Genomic DNA, 26,980 nt, shown 5'->3' with positions numbered 1-26,980 from the left:
GTGGGGCGCTGGTGGCGCGGGCCGCAGGATGGCAGGACGCCGGGTCAAGGGTGGTGAGGCCGGTCCTGGGGCGTGGCGAATGTCGTGGCCGACAGCTGGCCTTCCACGAGGTGTTGGCACACTCGGGTCAGTGACGTCCGGTTGCTGCGGGCGTGGGCACGCAGTCGCTCGAAGGCCACGTCGGGTGCGATGCGCAGGTTGGCGCCGAGGGCGCCCTTGGCTTGTTCGATGATGATGCGGCTGTTGAGTGCGGTCTGCAGCTGGCCGACCCGTTCGGCTTGGTCCTGGGAGAGGCGTTGGTGCAGGATGCCGATGGTCGCCGCGTCCGCCAGGGCTTGTCCCAGTCGGAGGCTGGCCGGGTGCAGGCCGGCGGGCTGGGAGTGGAAGATGTTCACCGCGCCGATGACCTCGTCCCGCAGGCGCAGTGGGAGGGCGGCCACCGTGGAGAAGTGGGCTGTGCGGGCTGCTTTGGTGAAGCGTGGCCAGCGGTCGGCGATGGCGGGCTCGTTCAGGTCCACCGGGCCGATCTGGTCGTGCCGGTGGCAGCAGTCTTTGGACGGGCCTTCGTCGAACTCGATCTGGGTCTCTTCCAGTTGGTGGGCGGTGTGGGTGGACGCGGTCACGTCCACCAGCCGTCCCTGGGCGTCGACCATGATGACGCCGATCGCCGTTACGTCCAGCAGGTCGAGCATGTGGTCGGTCAAGACGTGCAGGAAGTCGACCAGGTAGAAGCCCTGCGTCAGGGTGTCGGCCAACTCCAGGAACGCTCGCGCGAGTCGTTCGTCTCGTTCCCATTGCACCATCGCGTACGCCTCCTCCGTCCCTTCCACGGACCGGTGCCGGGATGATCTGTCCGGGGGTTTCGGGCTTGGTGGCATTGTCTCGCCGGACGCCCCCGGCGGGGAACAGAACTGCCGGATACACCAGGAAGGGGCGTTGGCCGCCCGTACCCGTGGTTGAGTCGCCTACTCATGGTGCGACTGAGGTGTCGGGCTCATGCTCTGGGGTTGTGCGCCTTTCTGATCCCGGGCGGCCAGGTAGGCGGTCCAGTTGGGTTGCGAGTGGGCGGCCCATTTCAGTGCGGTGTTGATGTGGATCTCCAGTAGTTGGGCGAGGACCGGGGTGGGGATCTGTTCGGCGAGGGAGATGAGCGCGGCGGTGCGGGCCGGGCTGACGTGGAAACCGTGCTGGCGCATCATCAGGCCGAAGCCGGCGGCTGAAAGCGGCTGGCCGGGGACGGTGCCGGGGTAGAGCCACAGCTGCGTGGGATCCGTGGCGGGCAGCAGCGCCTCTTCCGGGGCGAGCGCCGCGAGGTGCGTCAACAGGCGGGCCGGACGCGGTGGGATAAGCAGGGCGTGGCGCCGTTGGCGGAGGTAGGTCTCCTGGCCGCGGTGGTCGATGTCGGCAACGGTCAGGTGCCGGATGTGCTCGCTGGGCAGTCCGTAGAGCAAGGTGAGCATGCGGGCGGTGCGAACGCGCAGGGGCAGGGCGTCGGAGGTGAGGCAGGTCCGTAGTTCTTTCCAGCGCTGTTCGTCGGTCAACGGCGGCGCCCCGGGTCCGGGGCGGATGTGCGTGATGTCGTGTTCGGTGGTCAGTCCGTGCCGGTGGGCCCAGGTGAGGAAGGTGCAGATGTCGTGGCGCCGGTCCGGCCCGGCAGCCAGCCAGTCTTCCAGGTGCCCCTGTCGCAGCGTGTGAAGCGTCAGTTTGCGCTCATCGAGCCAGGCCAAGAAGGACAGGATGAGGAGGATCTCTCCGCGAATCCCGCCGCTGGCCCGCGCGATGGCCTGACCGCGTGCGAGGCGTCTGCGGGCCTTGCGAAGCACGACCCAGCAGAGGTATGGCTGGACGAGCCGGGCATGAGCGGCGGAGCGGGCGGCCAACAGGTGCTCCAGCCAGGGAAGGATGCGTTCCAGGCTCTCCTCCCGGGCGGGCAGGATGCCGGTGCGCACGAGCAGGGCCCGCACGTAGCACTCGTCATGGCTCGGCGGCAGCTCGTCCAGCAACGCGTGGGTCACTGGACGGCCGGTGGCAGCGAGGCGTCCAAGGAGACGGGCGCTGGTGCTGCCCCGCAGCCAGGTGAGCAGGCGAACGGGGTGGTCCGATGCCGTCAAGGCATCGACCAGCGGGGCGAGTTGAACAATCGGCCGTTCATCGGGCCCGGCCAGACGCTCGCCGAGACGGTGACGGAGGGTGCAGCGCACGCACTGCCCGTGGATGTACGTCTCGCCACTGGAGCAGGTGCGGCACGATGGCGGCGGCGGGTAGCCGGCACACGGTCCGCAGATACCGGTGCCTGCCTCGTCGCGGCCGATCAATGGCCGGGCCCGGCCGCAGCGGCCGCAGTTGCGGCCGAGATAGCTCAGCGTGCGGTAGCAGGGCTGACAGACCGGACCGAGCGGCCAGTTCGCCGCCACGATCCGCATCCGACCGCAGTGCCCGCAGATCCGCTGCGGTTTGGGCGTGCAGTCGCGGCACAGCCACTGCTGATCGGGTCGGCGCATGCACTCGCGGCTCCTTCCGCAACTCCCGCAACGGGTGTGCCGGGTGTGCCGGGTGTGCCGGGTGGGTCGCCGGTAGCAGCGGTAGCAGCGGGCGGGGCGTTCAACAGTCCCGCGTTCGGCCAGCGGCGCGATCTGACCACACTGCTCACACTCCCCACGGGGCCGACGCTGCTGGTATCAGCGCGGACACCACGGCCCTTCGTCCGTAACCATCTTGACCAGGTCAACCTTGCCGCAGCCAGCACACCGACGCAGCGGGCGAGACCAGCACCGCTGGCAGAGCATGGTTCCGTCCTCGCGCCGCACGGCCGGTGCCCGCAGCTGTCCGCACTGCCCGCAGGGCGTGACGACCTGTGGGTCGCGGCTGTAGCAGGGATGGCAGATGCCGCCCTCGGGCCGCCGGGCCGCGATGAGGCCGAGTCGTCCGCAGCGCGCGCAGACTCGAGGCTGCCGTGGTGGCTTGCACGAGGAGCACACTCGGCGACCCTCACCGTCGAGGAAGAGCCGTTCCGGCAGGGCCCCGCAGGCGGTGCAGCCCGGCACGTCGACCGGGTGTCCGGAGGCGTGCAAAACCCGGGCGAGGCGATACAGCGCGAGCGGGAAGCACTCGCCCGGATCAGTCAGCGGATTGGGTCGCGCCGCCCAGTAGGCGTCCAGCTCCCGTGCCGGCCGCCCGCTCCAGACGCGGGCCGCACGCAGTGCCGCCTCCGCCCCGGCCTGATCGAGTTCGGGCAGCTCCTGCCGCAGGCGGGAGATCAGCTGCCGTCGCATCTCCGTCAGCGATGGGCCGGCCGGTTCGGCCGACGGAGCGCGGGTGCTCACGGCTCACCAGGGCGGCGGATCACAGTGCGGCGCACTGGGGGCGGGGCCGGCGCCTGGCCGGCTGCCTTGGGGATCTGCCGGTCAACGACCTGCACCTCGATCAGATCATTCGGAGTGCAGGACAAGATGTCGCACAGCGCCGCCGGGGTGTCCATCGACAGACGCTGCGGCGCCTGCGTGACCAGGCGGAAGACCTGCTCGCGCGAGAGCTGCACGCCCCGTTCGGCCAGCAGCGGCACCAGCTGCGAGGTCTGGAACATGCCCTGCTCGGCCATCTTCTGCCGCAGGTTCCAGCAGCATCCCATCTTCCGGATCACCCCGGATCACCCCATAGCTCGCCGCGGTGCTCGGACAGCGCCCGGCGCAGCAGCCGGGTGCGGTACTCATCGGAAACCCCCGTGTACAACGCGGTGGTCGAGGCATGCAGATGACCGACCTGGTCCTGCACGAACTTCTCCGGGTAGTCGAACTCCGCCAGGTGCGTCACATACGAGTGCCGCAGACAATGCGGATCCAGCTCCACCGGTAGCCCGGCCAGGCCCCGCAGCGTGGCGAAGGCGTCGTTGACCGACCGGCGATGCAGTCGCCCACCCCGCTCGGTGACCCACAACGCCGGATGGGAGCCCGGCCGCAACAGCGGCCGCACCTCCCCGACCCACTGCTCCAGCACCGGTACGACCCAATCCATCTCGGGCACCAGCAGCACCGTGCGCCGCTTCGCCGCACCACCGCGCGACGCCTTGCCGAACCGCACATATACTGCACCGAACTGCCCAAACCGCGCGGTGCGCGGCACCCGCCGGAAGTCGACGAGGTCCAACCCGACCGACTCCTGGCGCCGCAAACCGAACGCATACAGCGTTTTGACCAGCGCGGCGTCCCGCATCGCGGGCAGCGCGCCCTTCACCCGGCGCGCCCGTATCTGCTCCACCCGACCATCCGCCGCATCAAACAAGGTCTGCACCTCGTCGTAGTGCAAGGGACGGCGGCGCGGATCACCCTCGTACTCCGCAACGTGCACCACCGTGTTCCACTCGTGGAACACCTGCTGCGGCACCGAGCCGAAGCGCCGCTCGCACTCCTCCGGCCACCCATAGCGCACGTCGCTGACGAAGGCGCAGAACATCTGGATGGAGATCTCGTACCCGCGCGCCGTGGACACCATGATCGGCCGGGCTCCCGACCGCAGATGGCTGATGAACGCCTCGGCCTCCGCAGGAGTCCACTGCCACGGGTACAGGCCGGTGAAGTCCGCAAACCGGCGAAGCAGCGCCAGCCGTGGAGTGATCGTTCCGCTCTCCTGGAGGAACCGTGCCCGCTGCTGCCTGGCCCAGCCCTCCAGCATCGCCCGGAACACCGTCGCCTCGGGGTCCAATGGGCTCACGTTCCCAGGCAGTTCGAAGATCGTAGGCTCCGGAGATTTCCCGATAGGCATCGCCCACCCCCAGCGTTGCAGCCGATGCATCATCGTTGCGCCGACTGGCCACGCCGGGAAATCCCCTGATCGGGTACTCCGGAGCCCCAACCCTCAATGCGCTACTCAGCCTCTGGACCTGCGAGAACGAAGTCCTCCTGCGAACGCAGCTGTTGCATCGTCTGCAATAGCCGCTCATTGGCGACCTGGGCGTACTGCTTGGTCTTCTCGACGCCGATGAAGTCGCGGCCCTCCAGCAGCGCGGCGACCCCGGTCGAGCCAGATCCGCACGTGAAGTCCAGCACCGTGCCGCCCTCCGGGGCGATCTGCACCAGCTCGCGCATGACCGAGACCGGCTTCTGCGTGATGTGCTGGCGCGCCTTGCCGCTGGGCTGCGAGGCGCTGTACAGACCCGGCAGGTAGACGGGATTGCGGGAGGCATCGATCGGCCCGTTACTGGCCCAGACGATGAACTCGCAGTTCTGGGTAAAGCGCCCCCGCTGGGGCCTGGCCTGCGGCTTGTGCCAGGCGAGCACACCGCGCCACAGCCAGCCGGCCGCCTGGATGGCGTCCGTGGTGACGGGCAGCTGCCGCCAGTCGGTGAACAGCAGCGCCGTGCCGCCGACCTTAGTCAGCCGGTGCGCCTCGGTCATGATCTGCGTGAGCCAGAAGCCGTAACTGCGCTGATCCATGTTCTCGCCGGTGAAGTCCGGCAGCTCGTGGCCGGCGTCGGCGGAGGTGTACTTCTGCTTCGCGGACCGGCTTGTGCGCTCCTTCGCCGTCCGACCGCCGCTGTTGTACGGCGGATCGGTGATGACGGAGTCGACGCAGTTGTCCGGCAGTTCGGCGAGGACGCCGAGCGCGTCGCCCTGGTGCAGGGAAAAAGGCAAAGAGATACCCCAATTCGGGTCGGGTGAGAGAGGGAGAGATGCTCCAGCTCGCCTAGATGACCCCACGGGACCGAATGCGGGCCGACGGCTCCGCGGTCTACTGCGCGAGGGGGCAAGGGGAGGAGCCAAAACAGTAGGGCACGATCCCCGGTTGGGAGCCATCACCACTAGAAACCCCGAAATAGAGCCTTGATCACGAAGGATTTCGGCAACCGGGGATCGGCCCCTACTGTTTTGGAACTGCCCGGCGAACACCGCCGATGGCACATCCCCCGGCCCTGCCTTCGTGGAGGTATCCCCATGTCCTGGCACACCTGACCGACGCCCCGTGCTGACCGCGAGCGGCAACTCGCGAGGGCACCTGGGCCACTCGAATTACCCACCACCCGGACGTCGCGCCCTTTCCTCAACGACACACGCGCCGCCGGGACTTCACCAAGGACATCGCTGTGACATCGCTCTACCCTCCCCTGCCCACGATCCGTCCGCCGGCCCGTGACCGCCTTCCGGGAGGCGGGCCGGATTGAAGGGCGTAGCCGCCAGCATCGGCGTCGGCGTGCTCTCCCCGCTCCTGCTCGCAGGCACCGCCATGATGATGGCGTCCTCCAGCGAAGCCTCCACCACCGCCGCCTTCAGCGGCTGCCTGACCGGCATCGACACTGGCGAAGTGACCAAGGAGGTCACCAAGCTCCTCGACGGCGCTGACGGCAAAGACGTTCACATCCAGGGCTTGGACCTTCTGGCCGAACAGATCCCCAACGCGCAGACCATCGTGGCCACCGGCATCAGCCTTGACGTGCCCAAGAAGGGCCAGGTCATCGCGATTGCCACCGCGATGCAGGAGTCACGGCTGCGCAACCTCAACTCGGGCGACCGCGACTCCCTGGGCTTGTTCCAGCAGCGCCCCAGCCAGGGGTGGGGAACTGCGCAGCAGATCCGCGATCCCGTCTATGCGAGCGAGCAGTTCTACAAGCACCTGCTGAGGGTCGACGGCTGGCAGCAGATGAGGGTCACCCAAGCAGCGCAGGCCGTCCAGAAGTCCGGCTACCCCGACGCCTACGCGCAGTGGGAGGACCTCGCCACCGCGCTGCAGACCGCCATCGTCAAGACGTTCCCGAACGCCGACAAGGACGAACCCGCCAAGGACTCGAGCAAGGACAGGGACACCCAGGCCACTACCGGAGGGTGCACGCCCGACAAGGACGGCACGTCCTTCGGACGGATCCCCGAGGGCAGCGTCCCGAAGGGCTACAAGATCCCCAAGGATGCCGATCCGAAGGCGCGCACGGCCATCGAGTGGGCCATGCACCAGCTCGGCACGCTCTACCAGTGGGGCGGCTCGTGCACCGACTCCCACGGCCCCGACCCGATGGGCCGCTGCGACTGCAGCTCGCTCATGCAGCAGGCGTACGCGCACGCCGACATCAAGCTCACCCGCACCACGTACACGCAGGTCAACGAAGGTAAGGCCGTCTCGGCGAAGAACCTCAAGCCCGGTGACCTGATCTTCAGCCGCGGCACTGCCGCCCGGCCCGAGCACGTCGGCATGTACGTGGGCGAGGGCCTCGTCATCGAGGCGCCCCGCACATCGAAGCCGGTCCGGATCACGCCGATCAAGGACTGGGACATTTTGGCCGCCCGCCGCGTCCTCTGACGCCGCGCGCCTCCCGGACACCTACCGGGCCGGGCCCCGTCGGGTCCCCTTCTCGCGCCGCGAGCGCACTCCTCCCTCCCTCTTTCTTCCCTTCCGCCGGCCCCTGCACGGCCCGCGCACGCAAGGAGCCCCGCCACACCTATGCCCATACCTCTCGCAGACCGCGCCGCCGTCCTCCTCGCCTATGACCCAGGCATCTCGCCCAAGGGCGGCGGACTGCCCGGCCTGACCGTGCTGAAGAACGTCGTCAACAGCATCAACATGTTCGGGATCATCGCCGTTGTCGGCGCCCTGGCTGTGTCCCTCGGTGTGTGGGCCTGGGGCCACCACACCGGTGGCCACCAGGCCGAGGCCAACGGAAAGAAGGGCGCGGTCGTCGCTGCCGGCGCCGCGCTCGGCCTCGGAGCCGCCAACGGCATCGTCGCGTTCTTCTCCAGCCTGGGGTCGCAGGTTCACTGATGCCGAATCGATTCCCCTCCCTGTCCGGGTACGGCGTGACCTGGTCGGCCAACAAGCGCGTCGCTTTCGTCGCCCTGGTCATCACCGCGCTGCTCGCCCTCGCCGCGACCACGGCCTGGTTCACCGGCCGCGGTGAACACCACGACGAAGGCAGCACGCCGTCACAGGCGTCCACTTCCTCACCCGCCGAAGCCGCACCGAAGCCCGCGGCCGGGTCGGGATCGGTGCCCAAGCCTCCACAGATCGCCGAACCGGTCACCTTCGCCAAGACCGCAGCAGAAATGCTCTGGTCCTACGACACCCGCGACACCAGCCGAGATCAGCAACTCGCCGGCATGCGTGCGTGGATGAGCAAGGAGACCAAGTACGCCGACTGGGCCTCTGTCTCCGGTCAGGTCCCCGACCCGCTGCTGTGGTCGCGCATGGCCGACCAGGACCAGCACGCCACCGGCACGGTCATCGAAGGCCACTACCCCGGCGCGTTCAAGCAGGCCCTGGCCGAGGACCCGTCCGCGATCACCGAGGCGTACATCTACGTCGTCACCGTCAACGGCAAGCAGCAGATCGAGTGGAAGAAGGGTGGCGGCGGAGCCGAGGACCGCGCCGTGACCCTCGCCGTGCAGTGCCGCCCCAACCACGACTGCACCCTGGCCGCCATCGCCCCCAGCGTCACGCAGTGACCCCCCTCACCGACCGATAAGGAGGTCAACTCCCCATGGGTTTCTGCGACTTTGCCGTAGCGGACAAACTCTGCGCCGTCGGCGAAGCAGTTGATTTCGCGAGCGATCCCGGCAAAGCCATCGGCGACTGGATGGCCAAAAGCGCCGGCGAACTCGCCGCCGCAGCAGCCGACCTGGCCGCCAAGGCGGTCAACGCCACCACCAAAGTCGACTTGAACGCCGGATGGTTCCGCGACAACTACGAGATGCTGCTGCCGATCGGTCTAGTCATCCTCGTCGGAACCTTCTGCGCCCAGCTCGTCCGGGCCGCCGTCAAACGCGACGGGCAGGCCCTCACCCAGGCGTTCACCGGCACTGCCTCGGGCGTGATCTTCGCGTTCGCCGCCATCGCCCTGACGACCGTCGCCATCGAAGTCGTCGACGCGCTCAGTGACGGGCTGTTCAAAGCCTCGCACCTGTCCATCGAATCCGCCGTACGCCGCATCGTGAAGGTCTCCGAGATCGGCGCCGTGTCCAGCATGGGCTGGCTGGTCGCCGTGTTCGCCGGACTCGGCGCAGCCGTCGGCGCCTTCCTGTACTGGTGCGTGATGATGGTCCGCAAGGTCGGCATCCTGGTGATGGTGACGCTCGCGATCTTCGCCGGGGCCGGCGGCGGCTGGGAAGTCGCCCGCCGCTGGCGGCGCGGCTGGATCGAAGCCACCGCCATCCTCGTCGTCAGCAAGCTCCTGATGACCGTGATCTTCGTCCTCGGCATCGCCGCCATGGGCAAGACCGAGACCAAGGACGGCCTCGGCGCGCTCGCCGACGTCATGGCAGGCATCGTGATCATGGTCTTGGTCCTGTTGTGCCCGTACGCCACGTTCAAGTTCGTCCACTGGGCGGCCGAGGGCACGGACGGAGAGTCGATCCACCGCGCCGGTGGCGCCGGCGCCCAGCTCGCCCGGCAGCACGCCGAGAAGGCGGGCCGCAAGGCCGCCGCCGCGGTCGCCACCGCAGGAACCGGCGGCGCGGCAGCCGGAGCGGGTGCCGCAGGACCCGAGGCGGCCGGCGGCGGATTCCCCGGCGACATCGCCGCCAACCCCACCGGAGGCGGCGGCCAGGAAGGCCAAGGCCCCCAGGGTTCCGGAGGCGACGGGATCAAGAACGGTCTGGAGAAGGCGGTCCAGCCGCCCCCGACCAGCGCCGATGACGACACAAGCGGCCAGGTAGGCGGCGCGCCTGGAGGCGGCGGCGGTTCCGCCTCGGCCCCCAGCGGCGGCAGCGGCTTCCTGTCGCAGCCCGGCCCCGGCAGCTCCACGCCTCCGCCCCAGGGTGCCCCGCCGGCACCGGACTCGGCCGGCGCCTCCGGCGGGACCGGCACGCCGCCGCCCCCGCCCACCGGCCTGTAGCCCCTGCCCGACTCCGGGGCGGCACGCGCTGCGCACCCCCTTCGCCGCGTGCCGCCCCGGCCACCGCCCCGCGCACCCCCGGAAGGGCCCTTGTCTGATCTCACCGTCCAACCGCTCATCGTCAAATTCCCCCACCGCTCCAGGCGCGGCATCCTGCTCGGCCTGTCCCTTCCCCAACTCATCCTCGTATCAGCCGCGTTGGCGCTGCTGCTGATCACGGTGGTGTCCACCGGGCTGCTCGGCGCCATCGCCCTGACGCCGCTGTGGGCCGTGGTCGCCGCCCTGGTCGCCATCCGCCGGCACGGCCGCTCACTGATCGACTGGGCGCCGATCGTCCTGCGCTTCGCGCAGCGACGCCGCACCGGGCAGACCCTGTGGCTCGCCCGGCCCGTCACCCGTCCCCGCCAGGACGGCGTCCTGCACCTGCCCGGCACCGCCGCCTCGCTGCGAGTGGTCACCCCGGGCGATTCCGCCACCGGCGCCGCCGCCGTTCACGACCCGCACCAGCAGACCCTGACCGCCATCGCCCGGGTCTCCAGCCGGGCCTTCGCCCTGCTGGACCCCGCGACGCAGAACCACAACGTGAGCAGCTGGGGCCGCGCGCTGGCGGGCATCGCCCGCACCGGACACGTGGCCACCGTGCAGGTCCTGGAGCGCACCGTCCCCGACAGCGGCGACACCCTCGCCCGGCACTGGACCCAGCAGGGCCACCCCGAGACACCGGTGGCCGGACAGGTCTACAGCGAGTTGGTCGCCTCCGCCGGACCGGCTGCCGCCCCGCACGAGGCATACCTGGCGATCTCCCTCGACCTGAAGGCGGCCAAGCGGCTCATCTCGCAGGCCGGCGGTGGCTTGCCCGGCGCCTTCACGGTGATGGAGCAGACCACCAGCTCGATCGCGCAGGCCGCGCGCAGCGCCGGACTGATGGTGACCGGCTGGCTCTCGGCACGTGAGATCGCCGCCGTCATTCGTACCGCATACGACCCGGGGGCTCTCTCCGCACTCCAGCAGTGGTCCGAATCAGGGCGAGCCGAGGCCGATCCGGCCGCCGCCGGGCCGGTGGTCCAGGTCGAGGAGTACGACCGGCTCGCCACCGATTCCGCCCGGCACGCCACCTACTGGGTCGAGGACTGGCCGCGCACCGAAACGAGCGCCGGCTTCCTGCACGGCCTCATGTTCACCGCCGGAGTGCGCCGCACCCTGTCCCTCATTTACGTCCCTCAGGGGCTTGAGTCCGCGATGCGCGACGTGCAGCGCAAGAAGGCCGCGATCATCGCCGACGCCAACGAACGGTCGCGGCGCGGGCAGGTCGACTCCGAGGCCGACAGCGTCGAGTACGCGGACGTCAAGAATCGTGAGCGCCAGCTGATCGCCGGGCACGCCGACGTCGCCCTGACCGGCCTGCTCACCGTGTCCGCCGAGACCGACGCCCTCCTCGACGCCGCCTGCGCCCAGATCGAAACGGCCGCCGTCACCGCCCAGGTCGACCTGCGGCGTTTGGCCTTCCAGCAGCCCGACGCCTTCACACTCGGCGCCCTCCCCCTCGCCCGGACCGCCCTATGACACCCACCCCTCGCCCCGCAACGAACCCTCGCCTGTCTCAGCTGTACGACGACCTGTCCACGCTGCTCACCCCAGTCAGAGCTATGCAACGCCAGCACCAACAGCGGCTCGATGCCCACCGTGACGAGAGCGGTGAGGTCATCGAGGATAAGTACGCCGCGTACGAAGAGACCCGTCGTGAGACGGCCGTCGAGGCCAGCGATGCTCTCGACCGATTCGTGGCGCAGCTGGAACTGCTCATCACCGGCGAGCCGCCACGCACCTTCACCCTCGCGCTGCGCAGCGCCTCCCACGAGGAGGGCCACGCGCCCTGGCTGTTCGTCGTAAACGGCACCGACGCAGACGACGCCTACCAAACGCTCACCCAACTCCCCTCCTTTCGCGAATGGCTGGAAGCCATCGACTATCCGCAGGCCCCCCGCGACGGAGGCGGAGACCTCATAGCGGGACGAAGCCACCCCGGCATACCCGCGCCCGGCACATACAACGACATGCGCCGCGAACAGGCCCGAGTCAAGGCCCAGCGCATCGCTCCGCCCGGCCCGCCATCCCTGCCTACCGCGCCGCCGGGCCGCACCCGCTGCCCCCCCCCTGCCAGCCCCTGCCCCTCGGGCAGGAAGGAATCTTTCACCTTTGACCTCTGACATCCCTGTTGGCAGCGCCTACCCGTACCTGCGAGCGGCCAGCGCCGGCATCCGCCATCACGCGCGCACCCTGGCCCCGCGCGCCCAGCACCCGGCCTCGGCCGCGGACCGCGTGCAGCTCGACGTGCTGCACGCCCATGTGACCGCGGTGCACCAGCTGCTCGACCAGCTTGCCGAGGCCACCCGGCCCGCGCATCCCGCCGCCGGCCGGCAGCTCGCCACCGCTCACACCCGGCTGTGGCAGGCCATCGCCGCCGTCCACGACGCCTTCCACCTCCTGCCTGTGGCGGAGGAGACCGCGGCGAGCACCGAATGCCACCCCGAGCGCCTGTCTGAGGGACCTCCCGTCCTGACCATCTGCCAGCGCCACCTCGCCGCCGGCCACGTCGTACGCCGCAAGACCACCTCGGCCGACCTCAACTCCCCGGCACCCGGCCGCACCACCACCTGCAGCCAGTAGTCCCCACCACCGAAAGGCCCTGCATGCGCAAGCTCAAGCGCTCCACCTCCACTGCTGTCATCGTCGCCACCCTCGCCGGAACCGCCGCCCTCGCCACCGCAGCCCCGGCCTCTGCCGCGTCGTATCACTGCAAGACCAGCAGTTACACCATCGACGACCCGAGCTACACCGGCCCCGACTCCGACAACTGGGACTTCGACGTCACACTCTGTGCCAAGCGGAGCGGCGGCTACATCTACACCACGGCCAAGGTCGTCTGGGACGGCCCTTACGCGACCAACCAGCACAGCAGCCTCACCTTCAACAAGGCGCGCTTCCACCTGCAGACCAAGCGCTCCACCGCGGGCACGGACCCGGTCGTCAAGTACGCCAACTACGCCTACCTGGAACACGCCCTCGAACACAGCAGCGGCAACGGCAACGGCTCCTACGAGACCGGGACGCTCAAGACGAAGGCCAGCGGCCAGTAACAGTACCTCGCGGACGGATACATCGAGCTGGACTGGTCCGGGGACGGTGCGGGCTACCGCAAGCCGCTCCTGTTCAGCGCCTCACCGCGCGTCTGACCTTAAGCACTGCGTCCTGATCGCCGTCACGTGAAAGCCACCGACTCATGAGCCACCGGCCCGCACGCCGCGCCCGCCGAGCCAGCGCCAGCCCCCTGTTCATCCCGCACGGCACCGATCGCGCCGCCCGCAAGGCGGCCCGTCGCCAGCTCGCCGAGGCCACCGCGAAGGCCCGCACCGAAGCAGGCGCCCACACCCATGGCACCGGGGCCGAAGCTCGGGAGATGCCGGCGCCGATCTTCCCCCCGGGCGGCCGTCCCGGCCCCGCTTCCTCCCGCCACACCAAGATCAAGCTGCCCGCCCACCGCATGACCACCGCCACCGCTTCTGGGGCGTACCCGTTCCTCGCCGAAGGCGGCCTCGGCGCCGAGGGCATCTACATCGGCCGCGACGTGCACGCCGAAGCCTCCTTCTGCTTCGACCCCTTCGCGCTGTACGGCCGCATCGAAGGCTTCACCAACCCGAACGTGCTGCTGGCCGGCGTGATCGGGCAGGGCAAGTCGGCCCTCGCCAAGAGTTTTGCGCTGCGCTCGATCGCCTTCGGATACCGCGTCTACGTCCCATGTGACCCCAAGGGCGAATGGACACCTGTGGCACAGGCGCTGGGCGGCACCTCCATCGCCCTGGGACCGGGGCTTCCGGGCAAGCTGAACCCGCTGGACGCGGCTCCGCGACCCACCAGCGTCTCCGAGGCCGACTGGGCGTCCGAGATCCGCAAGCGCCGCCTCCTGCTGCTCGGCTCCCTGGCCCGTACCGTCCTCGGGCGGGACCTGCTGCCGATGGAGCATACCGGCCTCGACGTCGCCCTGGACGCCGTCGTCGACCGCGCCGCCGCGAGCGGACGCACCCCGCTGCTCGGCGACATCGCCGCCACCCTCAACAACCCCGACGAACTCGACCGGGTCGGCGGCGTCATGTCCGGTCGCCTCGGTGACGCCTCCCGCGACCTGGCTCACGCCATGCGCAGGTTGGTCCACGGTGACTTGGCGGGCATGTTCGACGCGCCGAGCACCGTGGCGTTCGATCCCAACTCCCCGATGCTGACCATCGACCTGTCACGCCTCGGCTGCTCCGGCGACGACACCGCCCTGGTCCTCGCCATGACCTGCGCCTCCGCGTGGATGGAGTCCGCTCTGTCCGACCCGCACGGCGGCCGACGCTGGATCGTCTACGACGAAGCATGGCGGCTGATGCGCCACCCCGGCCTGCTCGCGCGGATGCAATCCCAGTGGAAGCTCAGCCGCGGCCTGGGCATCGCCAACCTGATGGTCATCCACCGACTCAGCGACTTGCTCACCGCCGGCGACGCCGGATCCCGCGGACGCGCGCTGGCCGAGGGCCTGCTCGCCGACTGCTCCACCCGCATCATTTACCGGCAGGAAACCGACCAACTCCAGGCCGCCGCCGCGTTGCTGGGGCTCACATCGGTGGAGGCGGACGCGATCTCCCACCTCAACCGCGGACGCGGCCTGTGGAAGGTCGCCGGACGATCATTCATCGTTCAACATCTCCTGCACCCGCACGAACTGGCACTTTTCGACACAGACGCACGCATGCATTGACCCTGTCGAGACGGGCCCGCCACCCCCGATCCCGAGGATGCCCATCGAGAATCCAACCAGCCTCCCACCTTCCGCCGGCCCCGGCACCCGGATGGTGCACGAAGCCCTCGGCGCATCGCCGCACGCCATCGCGCGGCTCCAGGCCGGAGAGCCAGAAACAGCGCTCGCCGACCTTCTGTACACGGCCGCGCGCCACTTGGACCACGTGCACCACCAGTTCGTCGACGCCGCATCGAGGGCGGCCGACAGTCTGACGCGCGCCGCCTCCGGGAACACGTCGATCAACAGCCTCGGCATCCTGCAGAACAGCGGCACACAGATCGACATCCTCGCCGCCCGCCGCTCCGATGCCGTCGACACCCTCCGAGAGACCATCCGCGCCTACCGGGAAGGAACAGCCTCCCAGGCTGCTTCCCGGCAGGCACCCCGGACACATGCCGTGCCCGCTCCGGCGCCCGCGAGCACGCCGTCGACCCGCGTGGCGCGCGGCCGATAAGGCCACCTCGCCACTCCGCAGGGGGCCATGCCCTCAGCACGCACGGCCCAACGTCCAGGCCCTAGAACCCGTTGATCGGGCCGGCACTCGCCGCTCACCTCCGGGAGTCCATCTGCCCTTTCCCTACGACCAGGTCAGTCAGCTGCACTCGCTGGCCGAGCGCATCCACAATGCGGCCGACGAACTGCCGCTGAACGACGCGGTGTACTCCGGCAGTGACAGCCTCGACGACCTCAACGACCGCGTCCGCGACATCGCCGGACTGCTCACCCACCTCACCACCGCGGCGGCCTTCGCCGACCGCACCCTGCGCCGCGGCCGTGACCCCGAGGCGGAGATCACCCGGCTCATGGTCACCCAGCTCACGCACACGACCGGTGCCCTGGGGCACGCCCTGGCGGACCTCGGAGACGCCGTCGCCCACGCCGGCGTCCTGCACCAGCTCGCCGCCACGCCCCGCTCCGCGCAGCGCACCACGTCCATAGAGTCCACATGCACTCGGCTGCACGCGCGGATCGACAGCACCCGCGGCCGACTCAACGAGGCGGGTGCCCAACTCCACCAGGCGGCCGACCGGCTCACCGCTACACCCGCCGCTCCCCGCAGCCCGCGCGCGAACGCCACCGCCCCCGTCCCCCTGCCCCGCTCAACTGCAGCCCGCACCCGCTGACCCACTCGCCCAAGCCCCCGGAGCACCCCCATCCGCAACGCCGTCCGCGCCCTCCCCCTACTCGTCTCCGCCGCGCTGCTCGCCGGAGCCGCCACCGCCTGCACCAGCGACGACACGTCGGCCGAAAAGAAAACCACCTCCACGCCTGCCGCGCCGAAGCCGGCGCCCGCACTCAGTGACGCGCAGGCCCGCACCGTCATCACCACCTACTCGAAGATCAACAACGAGGCCAACGCGCAGCGCGACCGTGCCCGGCTCGACACCGTCGAAGACGGCCCGGCGTACGCCATGTCCGTCTCCGACTACACCGAGACCGAGGGCCTGCCCAAGTCCAACCGCACGCCGTACAAGCCGTGGTCGTACGACGCTTCCAGCGCCAAGCTGTACATCCCGCGCTTCACCACCGGCCAGGACCGTTGGTTCGCCGCCGCGCTCTCCAGCGAGAAGGGAAAGGATCCCAGCCGCATCACCGTCTTCGCCGAGCAGCCGAAGGACAAGCGGTGGGAGCTGGTCTCGGTCGTCGATCTCGGGTCCACGACGCTGCCGGACATCGCCCTCGACAAGGACGGCCATGCCACCGCAGTCGACGCCACCGGCAACAAGCAGCTCGCCGCCGACGCCAACGTGCTACGCGCCGGAGTGATCGACAACTTCGCGACCGGCGGGACGAACACGGGGACCAAGGTCTTCAAGCCGACCAAGGCCAGCCGGCAGCAGATCAAGGTCCACGACAAGACGATCCGCAAGTTCGGGAAGCTGGGCACCACCGTCTTCGCCGGCGCCAGCAACCGGTTCAAGGACGCCTACGCGCTCAAGACCCGCGACGGCGGAGCACTCCTGCTGTTCGCCCACACCCACACGCAGACCGACGCCGTCGCGCGCTCCGGGCTGCAGATCAACCCCTCCAAGGAAGACAACGCCTGGCTGCACGGCATCCCGCGCACCTCGGTGACCTACACGTTCGTGTGCTCCGACGCCGCCTCCGTCCCGGCGAAGGCCGCCCCCTCCCAGCTGATCGGCTATACCTGCGCCCGCACCGACGCCGCCGGCCCGCCGGTCGGCTCCGCGGCGACGGACCGGGCCTAGCGCGAGCGGAGCCTCCCCATGCCCCTGCCCCCACGCGAAACCCGGCCGTCCGCCGACGACCTCCATCGCTGGGCTGCCCACGACGCGCGACCGTTCACCGAGTCGCTCACCCTCGCCGACGCCGGTCACGGTGTCCCCGCGTGGTCCGACAAGCTCCACGAGGCGCGCACCGCCGCGGAGTTCCAGGCGGTCACCTCCGCAGTGCTCGGCGACGGGCACAGCGCCCTGGGCGAGCTGCACCAGTTCCTCGAAGCCGCGGCCGACTGGTGCGAGCGCAACCAGGAGCCGCGCATCGCCGAGCGGTACCGCCGGCACGCCCAAGAGCTGACTGACCTGGGCGACCAACTCACCTACGTGGGCGAAGACCACCTGGCCGGCACCTACCGGCGCCCGAACCGGCCCGCCGCCATACGGGCTGCCCCCGCCCCGGCCGTGGCTCCTGCCGCACCGGCTGCGCCCGAGCACCGCTCCTCCCGCTGACCTCACCGACAGGAAAATCCTCTGTCCACACGTTCCGTCATCGCCCGCCCCACCGGCACCGGATACACCGGCACATACGTGCACCGGGACGGCTACCCCAGCCACCACCTGCCGCTGCTGCTCGCCGCACACCAGTACACCTTCGGCAAAGACACCGAGGCCCTGGCCCGGTACCTCATCGACGACGCACCGGAAGGCTGGTCGTCCCTGGGCACAGACCTGCTGGTCCACGCCCCCGGCTTCCTCCGCGACACCCTCCCTCGGGGCCACCACGAGCCCGGACGCCGCTACCCGGAGCGCTCGCCGGGCGAGCGCCTCGTCTTCACCGAGCGGACCGCCTCCCGGCTGGACTGGGCCTACGTCCTCCACCCGGAGGGCATCGAAGTGATCGGCGCGCCCGGCTCGGCCCGCGGTCCGATCGTCGCGTGGGACACCGATCCCTGCGTTCGGTTCCGCGACACCGCCAGCCTGTGGAAGCCCGGCCTGCCGATCCCCGGCACCACACCACCCCAGGCCACCACGCGGCACACGGCATCCGCCCAGCCACTGCCGGTGTCGGCCTCGGCGCCGCGATCCCGCGCGCACTGACCCCACCCGCTCGCTCTTCAGGAGACCGACCTGTCCACGCGCTCCGTCATAGCCCGTCCCACCGCCGACGGCTTCGCCGGCATGTACGTCCACTTCGACGGCTACCCCGACAGCAAACTGCCCCTGCTCCTGGCCGCCTACCAGCACCGGTTCGCCGGTGATCTGGAAGCGATGGCCCGACACCTGATCGACGACGTCGAACACGGCTGGGACGAGCTGGGCACCGACCTCCTCGACGGCGCTCCCGAAGCCCTGCGCCGCTCCCTGACCGGAGGTGATGAGTACCCCAGCCGCCAGATCACCGACGTGATCGTCATCGGCGCGGACGACACGGCCGAACGCCTCCTGGTCACGCAGGACAGCACCGACGAACTGGAGTGGGCATACGTCCTTCACCCGCACGGCATCGAAGTGATCGCCCTGCAGGCGTACGACCGCGGCCCCGTCGTCCCGTGGGACACAGACCCCCGCAGCCGCATCAACGCCAACCCCGGCGCCTGGCCGCCGGACTCCCGGCCCCCGATCATCTCGCCTCGCACCGCGCGACGCCCATCGACCGCCGCGTCACCCGCGACACCGACGCCCCGCAAGACCACCCGCCGCTAGCCCCAGCACCCCACACCGCCCCGCCCGGAGACCCCCCTGCCCCCGCACCCGAAGATCACGGTGGTCATCGCCACCCAACTCCGCTCTGAACGCCTCGCGTTCCTGGCGGCCATGCACACCAGCCTGTGCCGGCAGAGCGTGCCGTGGGAGGCCATTGTCGCCCTCGACGGCGCCGACCCCGCCCGGCTCCCCACCACCCTCGCCGCTGATCCCCGCGTCCGCACTCTGGTCATTCCGCGCCCCGTCGGCGCGGCCTGCGCCCGGAACTTCTCCCTCGACGAGGTGCGGACCGAGTACGTCAACTGGGCCGACGACGATGACGAGTTCACCGATGAGGCGATGGACGTGCGGCTGCGTGTCCTGGAGAAGACCGGGGTGGGCTGGTGCGCCGGATACAGCCAGGACCTCCACGCCGACGGAACCGCGACCCTGTGGCAGCCCCCGACGCCACCGGGCCGGCACGAGGCCGGGGACGTGTGGCGGTACTGGCGGGACCCGGCCGACACCATCCCGCTCGGCCCGACCACCCTCCTGGCCCGCACCGATCTGGTGCGCGCGGCCCCCATGGGCGGCCTGGTCCAGGGCGAGGATTACTGCGCGCTCGCCGTGACCTGCCTGGCCCCGGGCGTCGTACTGCCCGTGCCGGTCTACCGCTACCGCAAGCATCCGGGGCAGATGACAGCGCAGGACGGCTACGACGAACTGGAGTCGCGGGCGAAATCGTTCGCTCACCGTTTCGGCCTGAGCCTGCGCGCCGCGTGCCTGCCGCGGCGCGACCGCGACCCAGCCGCCGCGTAGCCGGGACGGCCCGCTTATCCCCATACGCCCCTCACCGAAAGCACCTATGCCTGATATCCCGGCCCAGGACCGTCCCCGGGAGAAGATCCTTATCTCTCCCCGTTACCTGGCCGCCAGCCTCCCCTCCACCCACCGCGAATTCCTGGACGTGTTCGCCGAGGAGGCAGGATGGGATGCGCACACCGACACCTCCTCGTTCACCGCCACCAGCCCCTGTCGGCGCGTCACCATCCGCCATGAGCAGGAGAGCGTGGGACGAGGCCCCCACCTTGTGGTCTCGGCCCGCAGTGACGAGGACGCCGCCGAGCGTTGGCGGACCAGCATCAGCGGCGCCGCGCCGATCGAATTCGTCTCCACGCTCGTCGGCACTCTGGCAGCCGAGCTGGCCGCCGATCCGGATCACGTCGTCTACGGAATCGGCGTCGAACCCGGCCCGTTCGAGCTGTTGGTCGACGTCGACGCCTGGAACCCGTTCGACGCCTCCGGGCTATCCGGCTTCATCTCGCGTGACGGGCAGGCTGCCGTGATCGGCCGGCCACCGGACTCGTCAGCACCTGCGATCCATGGCGACGCATCCATTGCCTGGCACGTGGCCGCCTCCCCGGACGACCTCGGTCACCTGTGGGACATCTCGTTCACGCAGCAGGCGCCCGACTTCCTCATGCATGCGGTCGTCACCAAGACGCTCGATCCGCGGCCCATTCTCCGCACCACGGCCTTCCCGTTCCCCAAAGCCGTCCTTCCTCTGGTGACCATCGAGCACGTTCCGACGCCGCGACCCCCTTCTGCACGCTCCTCATCCGCCGAACCCGCGCGCGGCCACCCGTCCAAGCGCTCGCCGAAGTCCCGCTGAGCCACGTCCGTTCGGACGAGTTCGCTCGCAGGATCGACCCACCAGGACCCTGATGACACCCCCCTCAACCGAGATCGCCCTCAGCACCAGCGCCACCCTGGGCCTCGTCGCGATCGCCGTCGGCGAGAACTACCAGAAGGCCAACCAGGCCATCGAAGCCGCCGGTCTCACCCGCCAGCCCGGCGGGGCCTACTCGGTCCCGCTCACCGACCCCAAGGCCGCCCGGCGTGCCGCCAGCGCCCTGGCAGCCCACGCCTACGAACACGGGATCGCCCTCGTCACCAGCACCCGCCGCTACCTCGGCGACGTCGGCACCGAGATCGCCGCCCAGCTACCGGGCAACTGGAGCGCCCAGCTGGAGATTTACAGCCTTCCGCTGTGGCAGGACGACCTCTGGTACCAGCTCTGGGAAGCCGGGGAGATTCACGCCGCTCTGCAGAACCACAACGTGCCCTTCGCCTCCGTCCTCAAGGACGGGCAGGGCACCGAGCTGCTACTGATGGAGAGACCCGGTCACACCAGCGGCTACCTTCTCGGCGCGCTCACCGACCACGAGAAGGAAGACGTTCTCGAGGACCCCACCACACCGAGAACCATGGTGCTGCCCGCCGAACCCGACCGGGCAGCCGCCCTCATCACCGGCACCTTCCTGCCCCTCTACCGAAACGCCGTGCACCACCGGGACCTGAACACTGTTCTGGCGGCGCTGGAGCGCATCCGGGGCGAGCACCAAAGGCTGCTGGAGATGAAGGAATCCGGCCACTACGCCGATGGCGTGCCGCTGACCGGACGGATCACAGACGCCCTGGAGCGTTCCTTCACCGACCTCGCCTGGATCCAGTTCCGCACCGTGGCCGACCTAGCCCCTGATCTGATCGCCCGATGCGACCCCGCGTCCAGCCCCTGGCCAGGTGACCAGGCCGCAGTCGTCCGGCTGCGCAGCGCCCTCGCCGACAGCGAAGCGGCCATGCGCGAGTACACCACCCTCAACAACGATCTGCATCAGCTTCGTCGACTGCTGCAGACCCACGAGTACCACCATGTGCGGGCCGAGTTCGGCCGGTCCGCGCGGCCAGCCATCGAGACGTGGCTCGCCGACAGCGCGGCGTTCGAGCGACAGGTCCGCGCGGCCAAGCCGGCCGGGCCGACCGCTCTGGCCTCCTCCAGCCAGCGCGCCCTCACCTCCCGCCCCGTGCCGCCCCCGGCCGCGCCGGCGCCGACGGTGCACCGCTGACCGCTCACGAGAGAAGGATTCGCCACTGTCTGACCACTTCCGCTTCGGCGCCCACCCCGACCACGGCTTCGTGGCCGCCGCCACCGCGAACATCCCCGCACACCTCGCGGAATGGTTCCTCGTCCGCGAACAGTTCGAGCCCGTCCCCGAGACCCCGGGCCTTTACCGGCTCACCAACCCCGAGCAGGACGGCATCCGCCGCACCCGCCAGGCCGTCCACGACCTGCGCCGTCACGGCTATGAGGTCCACGCCGACTACAGCCTCGACCCCGGCCGCAGCGCCTCACCGCCCCGGCCGTCCGTGCGCAAGGGGCTGATGGAGCGCCGCAACCGCATCGCGCAGGCCGCCTCCACCCGCTCCCCGCAACACCGCGGCGCCCCGACCACCACCCTCCCCGAGTACCTGCCCCAGCCCGGCGCCGTGCCCATCGGCGGCCAGGCCCAGAGGGCCGCGAAGGGGCGGAGCCGATGAGCGAGATACCGATCCGCATCACCCGCGGCCAGGGCGGCGAAGTCGACGTCGAGGGCCCGGTCGACCACTTCGCCGCGAGCGTCCTCAAGCGCGCCGGATTCGACACCTACCCGCAGCTGCGCGGCGTCTGGATCCGGCTGCCGTTCGACCTGGGCCGCACCTGGGAGAACGAGCACGCCACGTGGGCCGCCGAGATGCTCACAGCTGCCCGCTACAGCGTCGACCTCGACCCCGACCTGCGCGCCGTCCCACCCGCCGCGTCCGCGCCATCGGCGCCCCGCCGCACGAAGACCGCCATGACCGCACAACCCGCACCCGCTGGCACGCCGCGGCGGCAACGGCGCTGACCCTGCCGTCTCCACACGAAGGCCCCGCCCCTCTCGTCCCCGCCAGACGATCACCGAAAGCACCTCCGCGTTGAACTCCCGTACCAGCCGCCCGCAGGACCGCCCCACTTCCCGGCCATTGCTTGCCGAGCGGCACGTCGCCCGGCTGTTGCTGGGCACCCTGATCGGCCGCCTGCCCAACGGCACGGTCCCCGTCGCGATCCTCCTGCTGATCGCAGAACAGGGAGGATCGCTCACGACCGGGGGACTGCTGTGTGCGCTGTACGGGCTCGCGAGCGCCATCGGGCAGCCGGCCCTGGGGCGCATGATTGACCGGAGCGGCCAGACCGCTGTCACCACGGCAGCCGTCCTGGCGACCACGATCTGCCTCCTGCTGCTGGCGTACGCCGACGCCGTCGCCGCCCCGGGGCTCGCGGCCGGAATGGTCGTCATGGCAGGGCTGAGCACGCCGCCGTTGGAGGCGAATCTGCGCGCCCTGTGGGCCGCGGTGCTGCCGGATCCAGAGCGGCGCCGGGCCGCCCTCGCGCTCGACACAGGAGCCCAGGGCCTGATCTACGTCGCCGGACCTCCGCTGGTCGCCACGCTGTCCACCCTCCAGGGGCCCGGCGCCGCCATGACGGTCACCGCGGTACTCGGGCTGCTCGGGGCGAGCGCGGTGCTCAGCGCCGCGCCCTCCCGGCAGTGGCATCCCGAAGGTGAGCGTGCGGGCGGGCTCCTCGGGCCCCTGCAGCACGGCGGGCTGCGGTTGCTGTTCCTCGCCGTCTGCGGCGTCGGCTTCGCGCTGGGAGCGATGAACGTGTGGGCCGTCGCCATGGCCGAAGGGCACGGCATGGCCCTGCTGTCCGGGGTGATCCCCGCCGCGCTGTCCGTCGGCAGCCTCGTCGGCGGCGTCCTGTACGGCCGGCGCAACTGGCCCGGCCCTCTACATAGTCAACTCCGCACCTGGGCAGTGCTGTTCGCTCTCGCGTGGACGCCGCTCTGCGTGGGCCCCGGGCCGCACTCCGCGATCATACTCACGGCGCTGCCGGGCCTCTTCCTCACCGCGCTGATCACCAGCGCGTTCCTCACGGTGGATGCGCTCGCGCCCGCCGGCACCCGCACCGAGGCATACGCCTGGCTGATCGCCGCGGTGGGCACCGGCCAGGCCGCGGGCACCGCGCTCGCGGGCGCGCTCTCCGCGCATCCGTACGCCGCCGCGCTCCCGGCCGGCGGAGCCCTCGCCTGCCTGGCGGTGCTGCTCGGCGCCCGCCGCCGTCTGGCCGCTCCAGGCCCCGCCCACCGCCGGGGCAGGCATCGCCGCACGCCAGCCCATGCCTTGCGCCCCTGAGTTACCACGCTCCATCTGTCCATACCTGCCCGCATCCCCCACCACCGATGAGGAGATCCGCCTTGCCCGACGTACCAGCAGAGCCGTTCATTCCGATCCGGCACGCCATCACCGGCGAGGTCACCACCACCGGCTACAACGCCGCCGCCCGGCGGGTCCTGCTCCAGGCCGGCTTCGAAGAGACGCCAGCCTGCGCCTGCCGAGCGACGGAACCCGGTACGGAGCAGACGCACGGGCCTGCTCAGCAGCCGGCGAGCTGCTCGTCGTCGGAGTACCCGTGCCCCTGGACCGAGCACTCGGCCGCCCGGTGAGCGCCGACGGTACGCCCTGGTTGGTCCGGTCGCCGATGTCGGCACAGTCCGTGATCCGCTCCGAGAGCGGCCAGCTGCTCCAGGGCATCGCCAACTCTGCCCGCACCCGCACCTGTTGAAGGATCCTCGTTTTGACCACACCCGTTGCGCCTACCAGTCCAGCGCGCACCAAGGGCGGAGAACTACGAGCCAAGGTGGCCCGGCTGCTGGCCGATCGGCCGGCGGACACGCTCACCATCGGGGACATGGCCAGACAGCTGGGCCACTCCCACGGCGCCGTCCGCAACGCCGCCCTCACCCTGGTGCGACGCGGTGAGGCCGACCAAGGCGGAACCGGCCAACCGTCGTTCGGCGCGAACGCGAAAACCGCCGCAGCCGCGCAGGCCGCTGTGATCAGCCCACCAGGCACCCACGCTCCCCGCGCCCAGGCGGCCAAGGCCCGCACGACCATTACCGCGGCATCCACGCCCCGGCAGAGCGGCCCGATCCGCCGCGCGGGGGGCCAGCTCTACCACCCCCGCGAGCTGGCCGATCTGCCCGACGTAGAGGCGCTGAACCGGTTGCGCGACGCCGACGTACCGGTGCTCCTCTACGGCCCTCCGGGCACCGGCAAGACGAGTCTGGTCGAGGCAGCGTTCCCGGACCTGCTCACCGTCGCCGGGGACGGCGACACCACGGTCGGCGACTTGATCGGCGAGTACACGCAGGCCGACAACGGAGGCTACACCTTCCAGTACGGGCCGCTGGTCGCCGCGATGACCGAGGGCCGCGCCCTGCTGATCGACGATGCCACCCTGATCTCACCGATGGTCCTGGCAGCGCTGTATCCCGCGATGGACGGGCGCAGGCAGATCCAGGTCAAGGCCCACAAGGGCGAGACGATCAAGGCCGAGCCAGGCTTCTATGTGGTCGCGGGCCACAACCCGAACGTCCACGGGGCGGTGTTGACGGAGGCGCTGTCGAGCCGGTTCAGCGTGCAGATCCAGGTCGGCACGGACTATGACCTCGCCCTGGCGCTGAGGATCGATGCCCGGGTGGTCCGGGTCGCCCGAAACCTGTCCCGCCAAGTCGAACTCGGCGAGCTGGGCTGGGCCCCCCAACTGCGAGAGCTGCTCAGCTACCAGAAGACCGAGGCAGTCCTTGGCACCAAAGCCGCGCTCGCGAACCTCGTCGGCATCGCCCCTGAGGAGGATCGCGACGCCGTCGCCGACGCCGTCACCAAAGCCGTCGGCGTCAAAAAGATCGCCCCTCTCACCCTCGGCAAGCAACTCCCCGCCTCGGCCCTCCGGCAGCCCTCAAGCACCGGCTCCGCACACCGGGGCCGCTCGCGATGAGCGCCCACCACCACGTCCAGTCCACGCCGGACCACGACGCCGACCTCGCGCGATGGGACGACGACGGCGCCCCGCCCGCCCAACCCCGTTCCTCCCCCAACGCGTGGCTGCGCGTGGGAGCCGAACTCGGCGACCGGCTGGTCGCCCTCTCCGGCCGCCAGGACCTCCTGGTCACCTGCCGCCCCGGCACGCGCAGCGGAGCACCGGCCGCGTTCTTCCCCGCTCTGGGCGAGGTCGAGTTCGACGCCACCCTCTTCGCCCCGCTGAAGCCCCACGAGATCCATCCTCGGATCATGGGCGACGAGGAGCGCTATCCCGCCGCCTGGGGAGTGTTCGTCCACGAGGCCGCGCACGCGGCCCACTCCGTGTGGACGGCGCCTACCGGAGCGGACCCCCGGGTCGTCGAGGCCGCGCTCCTGCTGGAGGAGAGCCGGGTAGAGGGCGCGCACCTGATCACGCGGCCCACGGACCGCACCTACCTGCGCACCAGCGCCCGAACCCTGGTTATGCCCGACATCGCCCGCCCCACCCTCCAGGGCATCGAGCACGCCGCCGGTGTGGCGGCCCTGGTCCTCGGCCGCCGTGACGTCGGCATCCTGGACGCTGGCGAGACCCGGGCCGTCGCCGATCTGTGCGAAAAGGTACTGGGCGCAGACCTGCTGGCCACCCTCACCCGCATCTGGACCGCAGCCCACCAGAGTCCTGACCACGACGCCACTGCCATGCTCGCGCACGGCCGAGAATGGTGCGACGTTCTGGACGCCGCGGCCCCCGCCCTGCCCGTGCCGAAGAACCTCGCCGATCTGCTGTCCGGTGCCGTGGTGGTCGTCATGGATAACACGGCCGCCACCGACGCCGCCGACCTCACGGCACAGGATGCAGCGGCCAACGCCGTGGCCACGAAGTCCAAGGCACAGGCTCGGGACCGCGTCCAGCGGGCCAGCCAGCGACGCAAAGCCGCCGCCACCGCCAGGCGCGTCTTCAACCCCGACGGCACATCGGCGCCCTCCAGCACCCCGGTCACCGGCTCCCGCAGGCCCACCGCCGCCGAGCAGAAGGCCGCCGCGCGCCTGAGCCGTGCCCTGCGTGCCGCCGCCTACCGCGAGCGGACCGAGGTACGGACCACCAGCCCCACCCCGCCCGGCCGCCTCAACATGCGCGCGGCCATCGCCCGCGACGCCCAGCGCGCGGCCGGGTCGGTCCCCACCGCGGAACCGTTCACCCACACCCGCCGCCGGAACTCCCCCACCCCACCCCTGCGTGTGGGGATCGCCGTCGACGTCTCCGCCTCCATGCGTGCCGCCTGCGCGCCCGTCGCATCCGCTGCCTGGATCGTGGCACGGGCAGCAGCCCTGACCGACCCCGCCTCCCGCACCGCCACCATCGCCTACGACCAGCACCTGACCGCACTCACCCGACCCACCCACCGAGCACCAGAGCGCGTGACGACGTTCGCTGCCAACGGCGGACACCACAACCTCGGCGACGCCATCGACGCACTCGACCACGGCCTCGAACTCAGCCGCCCCGGTACCGGCCGCCTCCTCGTGATCGTCACCGACGCCCGGTACACCAGCGACGAAACCACTCAAGCCGTCACCCGCGTCAAGCAGCTCACGACCGCCGGCTGCGCCGTACTCCAGCTCACCCTCACCGCGGAGTCCCGCCACTTGCCGGGGACCACCTTGCTGCACCTGCCCCAGCCCTCCAGCGCGCCCGCCGCCATCGCGACGGCGGCCACAGACGCGATCCGCAGGACACGCTGAGACAAGATA

Annotated in this window: 29 protein-coding genes; 24 read left to right on the top strand and 5 right to left on the bottom strand. The window is 70.6% G+C overall.

Features of this window, described 5'->3' with window-relative positions:
• Positions 1–44 precede the first annotated feature (44 nt).
• The 5 genes from N5I75_RS33110 to N5I75_RS33090 all read right to left on the bottom strand — a co-directional run bounded on the left by N5I75_RS33110 (position 45) and on the right by N5I75_RS33090 (position 5,627).
• Positions 45–803 carry an ANTAR domain-containing protein gene (locus tag N5I75_RS33110; protein ID WP_476683741.1) on the bottom strand — a complete coding sequence of 253 codons (759 nt, stop codon included), beginning with the start codon at positions 801–803 and terminating at the stop codon, positions 45–47.
• A gap of 162 nt (positions 804–965) precedes the next feature.
• Complete coding sequence (locus tag N5I75_RS33105) at positions 966–2,501, bottom strand: hypothetical protein (RefSeq protein ID WP_476683739.1); 1,536 nt, start codon at positions 2,499–2,501, stop codon at positions 966–968.
• An 818-nt stretch (positions 2,502–3,319) separates the two neighbouring features.
• Entirely contained in the window at positions 3,320–3,640 is a 321-nt protein-coding gene (locus tag N5I75_RS33100; RefSeq protein ID WP_476683737.1) for a helix-turn-helix domain-containing protein, read from the bottom strand.
• On the bottom strand, positions 3,637–4,707 hold the full coding sequence (locus N5I75_RS33095) for a tyrosine-type recombinase/integrase (RefSeq protein WP_476683735.1): 1,071 nt from the start codon (positions 4,705–4,707) through the stop codon (positions 3,637–3,639). The genes N5I75_RS33100 and N5I75_RS33095 overlap by 4 nt, the downstream gene beginning before the upstream one ends.
• A 152-nt stretch (positions 4,708–4,859) precedes the next feature.
• Positions 4,860–5,627, bottom strand: a complete 768-nt coding sequence (locus N5I75_RS33090; RefSeq protein ID WP_476683733.1) for a DNA-methyltransferase — start codon at positions 5,625–5,627, stop codon at positions 4,860–4,862.
• A gap of 523 nt (positions 5,628–6,150) precedes the next feature.
• Between N5I75_RS33090 and N5I75_RS33085 the strand changes: the two genes are divergently transcribed.
• The 24 genes from N5I75_RS33085 to N5I75_RS32970 all read left to right on the top strand — a co-directional run bounded on the left by N5I75_RS33085 (position 6,151) and on the right by N5I75_RS32970 (position 26,971).
• A complete protein-coding gene (locus N5I75_RS33085) occupies positions 6,151–7,281 on the top strand; it encodes a C40 family peptidase (protein ID WP_476683731.1) in 1,131 nt (376 codons plus the stop codon).
• Between the two features lie 141 nt (positions 7,282–7,422).
• Positions 7,423–7,740: a DUF6112 family protein gene (locus N5I75_RS33080; RefSeq protein ID WP_476683729.1), complete on the top strand. Its 318-nt coding sequence runs from the start codon at positions 7,423–7,425 to the stop codon at positions 7,738–7,740.
• Positions 7,740–8,420 carry a hypothetical protein gene (locus N5I75_RS33075; RefSeq protein ID WP_476683727.1) on the top strand — a complete coding sequence of 227 codons (681 nt, stop codon included), beginning with the start codon at positions 7,740–7,742 and terminating at the stop codon, positions 8,418–8,420. Before N5I75_RS33080 ends, N5I75_RS33075 begins: the two co-directional genes overlap by 1 nt.
• A gap of 35 nt (positions 8,421–8,455) precedes the next feature.
• Positions 8,456–9,808, top strand: coding sequence for an SCO6881 family protein (locus N5I75_RS33070; RefSeq protein WP_476683725.1), 1,353 nt, complete (start codon positions 8,456–8,458; stop codon positions 9,806–9,808).
• Positions 9,809–9,898: 90 nt separating this feature from the next.
• A complete protein-coding gene (locus tag N5I75_RS33065) occupies positions 9,899–11,371 on the top strand; it encodes an SCO6880 family protein (RefSeq protein ID WP_476683723.1) in 1,473 nt (490 codons plus the stop codon).
• Between the two features lie 83 nt (positions 11,372–11,454).
• On the top strand, positions 11,455–12,015 hold the full coding sequence (locus N5I75_RS33060; RefSeq protein WP_476683721.1) for a hypothetical protein: 561 nt from the start codon (positions 11,455–11,457) through the stop codon (positions 12,013–12,015).
• Complete coding sequence (locus N5I75_RS33055) at positions 12,005–12,475, top strand: DUF6238 family protein (protein WP_476683719.1); 471 nt, start codon at positions 12,005–12,007, stop codon at positions 12,473–12,475. The genes N5I75_RS33060 and N5I75_RS33055 overlap by 11 nt, the downstream gene beginning before the upstream one ends.
• Positions 12,476–12,498: 23 nt before the next feature.
• Entirely contained in the window at positions 12,499–12,945 is a 447-nt protein-coding gene (locus N5I75_RS33050) for a hypothetical protein (RefSeq protein ID WP_476683717.1), read from the top strand.
• A gap of 143 nt (positions 12,946–13,088) precedes the next feature.
• Positions 13,089–14,603 carry an ATP-binding protein gene (locus tag N5I75_RS33045; RefSeq protein WP_476683715.1) on the top strand — a complete coding sequence of 505 codons (1,515 nt, stop codon included), beginning with the start codon at positions 13,089–13,091 and terminating at the stop codon, positions 14,601–14,603.
• Between the two features lie 91 nt (positions 14,604–14,694).
• On the top strand, positions 14,695–15,099 hold the full coding sequence (locus N5I75_RS33040) for a hypothetical protein (protein ID WP_476683714.1): 405 nt from the start codon (positions 14,695–14,697) through the stop codon (positions 15,097–15,099).
• 202 nt (positions 15,100–15,301) lie between these two features.
• On the top strand, positions 15,302–15,769 hold the full coding sequence (locus N5I75_RS33035; protein WP_476683712.1) for a hypothetical protein: 468 nt from the start codon (positions 15,302–15,304) through the stop codon (positions 15,767–15,769).
• 30 nt (positions 15,770–15,799) lie between these two features.
• On the top strand, positions 15,800–16,855 hold the full coding sequence (locus N5I75_RS33030; RefSeq protein WP_476684862.1) for a DUF8094 domain-containing protein: 1,056 nt from the start codon (positions 15,800–15,802) through the stop codon (positions 16,853–16,855).
• An 18-nt stretch (positions 16,856–16,873) separates the two neighbouring features.
• On the top strand, positions 16,874–17,335 hold the full coding sequence (locus N5I75_RS33025; protein ID WP_476683710.1) for a hypothetical protein: 462 nt from the start codon (positions 16,874–16,876) through the stop codon (positions 17,333–17,335).
• A gap of 78 nt (positions 17,336–17,413) precedes the next feature.
• Entirely contained in the window at positions 17,414–17,923 is a 510-nt protein-coding gene (locus N5I75_RS33020; RefSeq protein WP_476683708.1) for a hypothetical protein, read from the top strand.
• A gap of 81 nt (positions 17,924–18,004) precedes the next feature.
• Positions 18,005–18,529 carry a hypothetical protein gene (locus tag N5I75_RS33015; protein ID WP_476683706.1) on the top strand — a complete coding sequence of 175 codons (525 nt, stop codon included), beginning with the start codon at positions 18,005–18,007 and terminating at the stop codon, positions 18,527–18,529.
• Between the two features lie 60 nt (positions 18,530–18,589).
• Positions 18,590–19,327, top strand: coding sequence for a glycosyltransferase (locus tag N5I75_RS33010; RefSeq protein ID WP_476683704.1), 738 nt, complete (start codon positions 18,590–18,592; stop codon positions 19,325–19,327).
• 46 nt (positions 19,328–19,373) lie between these two features.
• A complete protein-coding gene (locus N5I75_RS33005; protein WP_476683702.1) occupies positions 19,374–20,180 on the top strand; it encodes an SPDY domain-containing protein in 807 nt (268 codons plus the stop codon).
• Between the two features lie 52 nt (positions 20,181–20,232).
• Complete coding sequence (locus N5I75_RS33000; RefSeq protein ID WP_476683700.1) at positions 20,233–21,414, top strand: hypothetical protein; 1,182 nt, start codon at positions 20,233–20,235, stop codon at positions 21,412–21,414.
• Positions 21,415–21,484: 70 nt separating this feature from the next.
• Positions 21,485–21,886: a hypothetical protein gene (locus tag N5I75_RS32995; RefSeq protein WP_476683698.1), complete on the top strand. Its 402-nt coding sequence runs from the start codon at positions 21,485–21,487 to the stop codon at positions 21,884–21,886.
• Entirely contained in the window at positions 21,883–22,233 is a 351-nt protein-coding gene (locus tag N5I75_RS32990) for a hypothetical protein (RefSeq protein ID WP_476683696.1), read from the top strand. Before N5I75_RS32995 ends, N5I75_RS32990 begins: the two co-directional genes overlap by 4 nt.
• A 70-nt stretch (positions 22,234–22,303) precedes the next feature.
• Positions 22,304–23,560, top strand: coding sequence for an MFS transporter (locus N5I75_RS32985; RefSeq protein ID WP_476683694.1), 1,257 nt, complete (start codon positions 22,304–22,306; stop codon positions 23,558–23,560).
• Between the two features lie 89 nt (positions 23,561–23,649).
• Complete coding sequence (locus tag N5I75_RS32980) at positions 23,650–23,871, top strand: hypothetical protein (RefSeq protein ID WP_476684860.1); 222 nt, start codon at positions 23,650–23,652, stop codon at positions 23,869–23,871.
• Positions 23,872–24,065: 194 nt separating this feature from the next.
• Positions 24,066–25,205: an AAA family ATPase gene (locus N5I75_RS32975; protein ID WP_476683693.1), complete on the top strand. Its 1,140-nt coding sequence runs from the start codon at positions 24,066–24,068 to the stop codon at positions 25,203–25,205.
• Complete coding sequence (locus N5I75_RS32970) at positions 25,202–26,971, top strand: vWA domain-containing protein (RefSeq protein ID WP_476683691.1); 1,770 nt, start codon at positions 25,202–25,204, stop codon at positions 26,969–26,971. Before N5I75_RS32975 ends, N5I75_RS32970 begins: the two co-directional genes overlap by 4 nt.
• The last annotated feature ends 9 nt before the right edge of the window (positions 26,972–26,980 follow it).

This window comes from Streptomyces sp. R818, from assembly GCF_056172735.1.
The sequence above is the reverse complement of the archived record's forward strand: the minus strand, read 5'-3'. Positions and strand labels throughout refer to the sequence as shown.

What these genes read in the sequence shown, in the direction of transcription:
- N5I75_RS33110 (WP_476683741.1), bottom strand. Translation starts at nt 803, where the DNA reads ATGGTGCAATGGGAACGAGACGAACGACTCGCGCGAGCGTTCCTGGAG.
- N5I75_RS33105 (WP_476683739.1), bottom strand. Translation starts at nt 2,501, where the DNA reads ATGCGCCGACCCGATCAGCAGTGGCTGTGCCGCGACTGCACGCCCAAA.
- N5I75_RS33080 (WP_476683729.1), top strand. Translation starts at nt 7,423, where the DNA reads ATGCCCATACCTCTCGCAGACCGCGCCGCCGTCCTCCTCGCCTATGAC.
- N5I75_RS33075 (WP_476683727.1), top strand. Translation starts at nt 7,740, where the DNA reads ATGCCGAATCGATTCCCCTCCCTGTCCGGGTACGGCGTGACCTGGTCG.
- N5I75_RS33070 (WP_476683725.1), top strand. Translation starts at nt 8,456, where the DNA reads ATGGGTTTCTGCGACTTTGCCGTAGCGGACAAACTCTGCGCCGTCGGC.
- N5I75_RS33060 (WP_476683721.1), top strand. Translation starts at nt 11,455, where the DNA reads ATGCAACGCCAGCACCAACAGCGGCTCGATGCCCACCGTGACGAGAGC.
- N5I75_RS33050 (WP_476683717.1), top strand. Translation starts at nt 12,499, where the DNA reads ATGCGCAAGCTCAAGCGCTCCACCTCCACTGCTGTCATCGTCGCCACC.
- N5I75_RS33045 (WP_476683715.1), top strand. Translation starts at nt 13,089, where the DNA reads ATGAGCCACCGGCCCGCACGCCGCGCCCGCCGAGCCAGCGCCAGCCCC.
- N5I75_RS33040 (WP_476683714.1), top strand. Translation starts at nt 14,695, where the DNA reads ATGGTGCACGAAGCCCTCGGCGCATCGCCGCACGCCATCGCGCGGCTC.
- N5I75_RS33025 (WP_476683710.1), top strand. Translation starts at nt 16,874, where the DNA reads ATGCCCCTGCCCCCACGCGAAACCCGGCCGTCCGCCGACGACCTCCAT.
- N5I75_RS33015 (WP_476683706.1), top strand. Translation starts at nt 18,005, where the DNA reads ATGTACGTCCACTTCGACGGCTACCCCGACAGCAAACTGCCCCTGCTC.
- N5I75_RS33005 (WP_476683702.1), top strand. Translation starts at nt 19,374, where the DNA reads ATGCCTGATATCCCGGCCCAGGACCGTCCCCGGGAGAAGATCCTTATC.
- N5I75_RS33000 (WP_476683700.1), top strand. Translation starts at nt 20,233, where the DNA reads ATGACACCCCCCTCAACCGAGATCGCCCTCAGCACCAGCGCCACCCTG.
- N5I75_RS32990 (WP_476683696.1), top strand. Translation starts at nt 21,883, where the DNA reads ATGAGCGAGATACCGATCCGCATCACCCGCGGCCAGGGCGGCGAAGTC.
- N5I75_RS32970 (WP_476683691.1), top strand. Translation starts at nt 25,202, where the DNA reads ATGAGCGCCCACCACCACGTCCAGTCCACGCCGGACCACGACGCCGAC.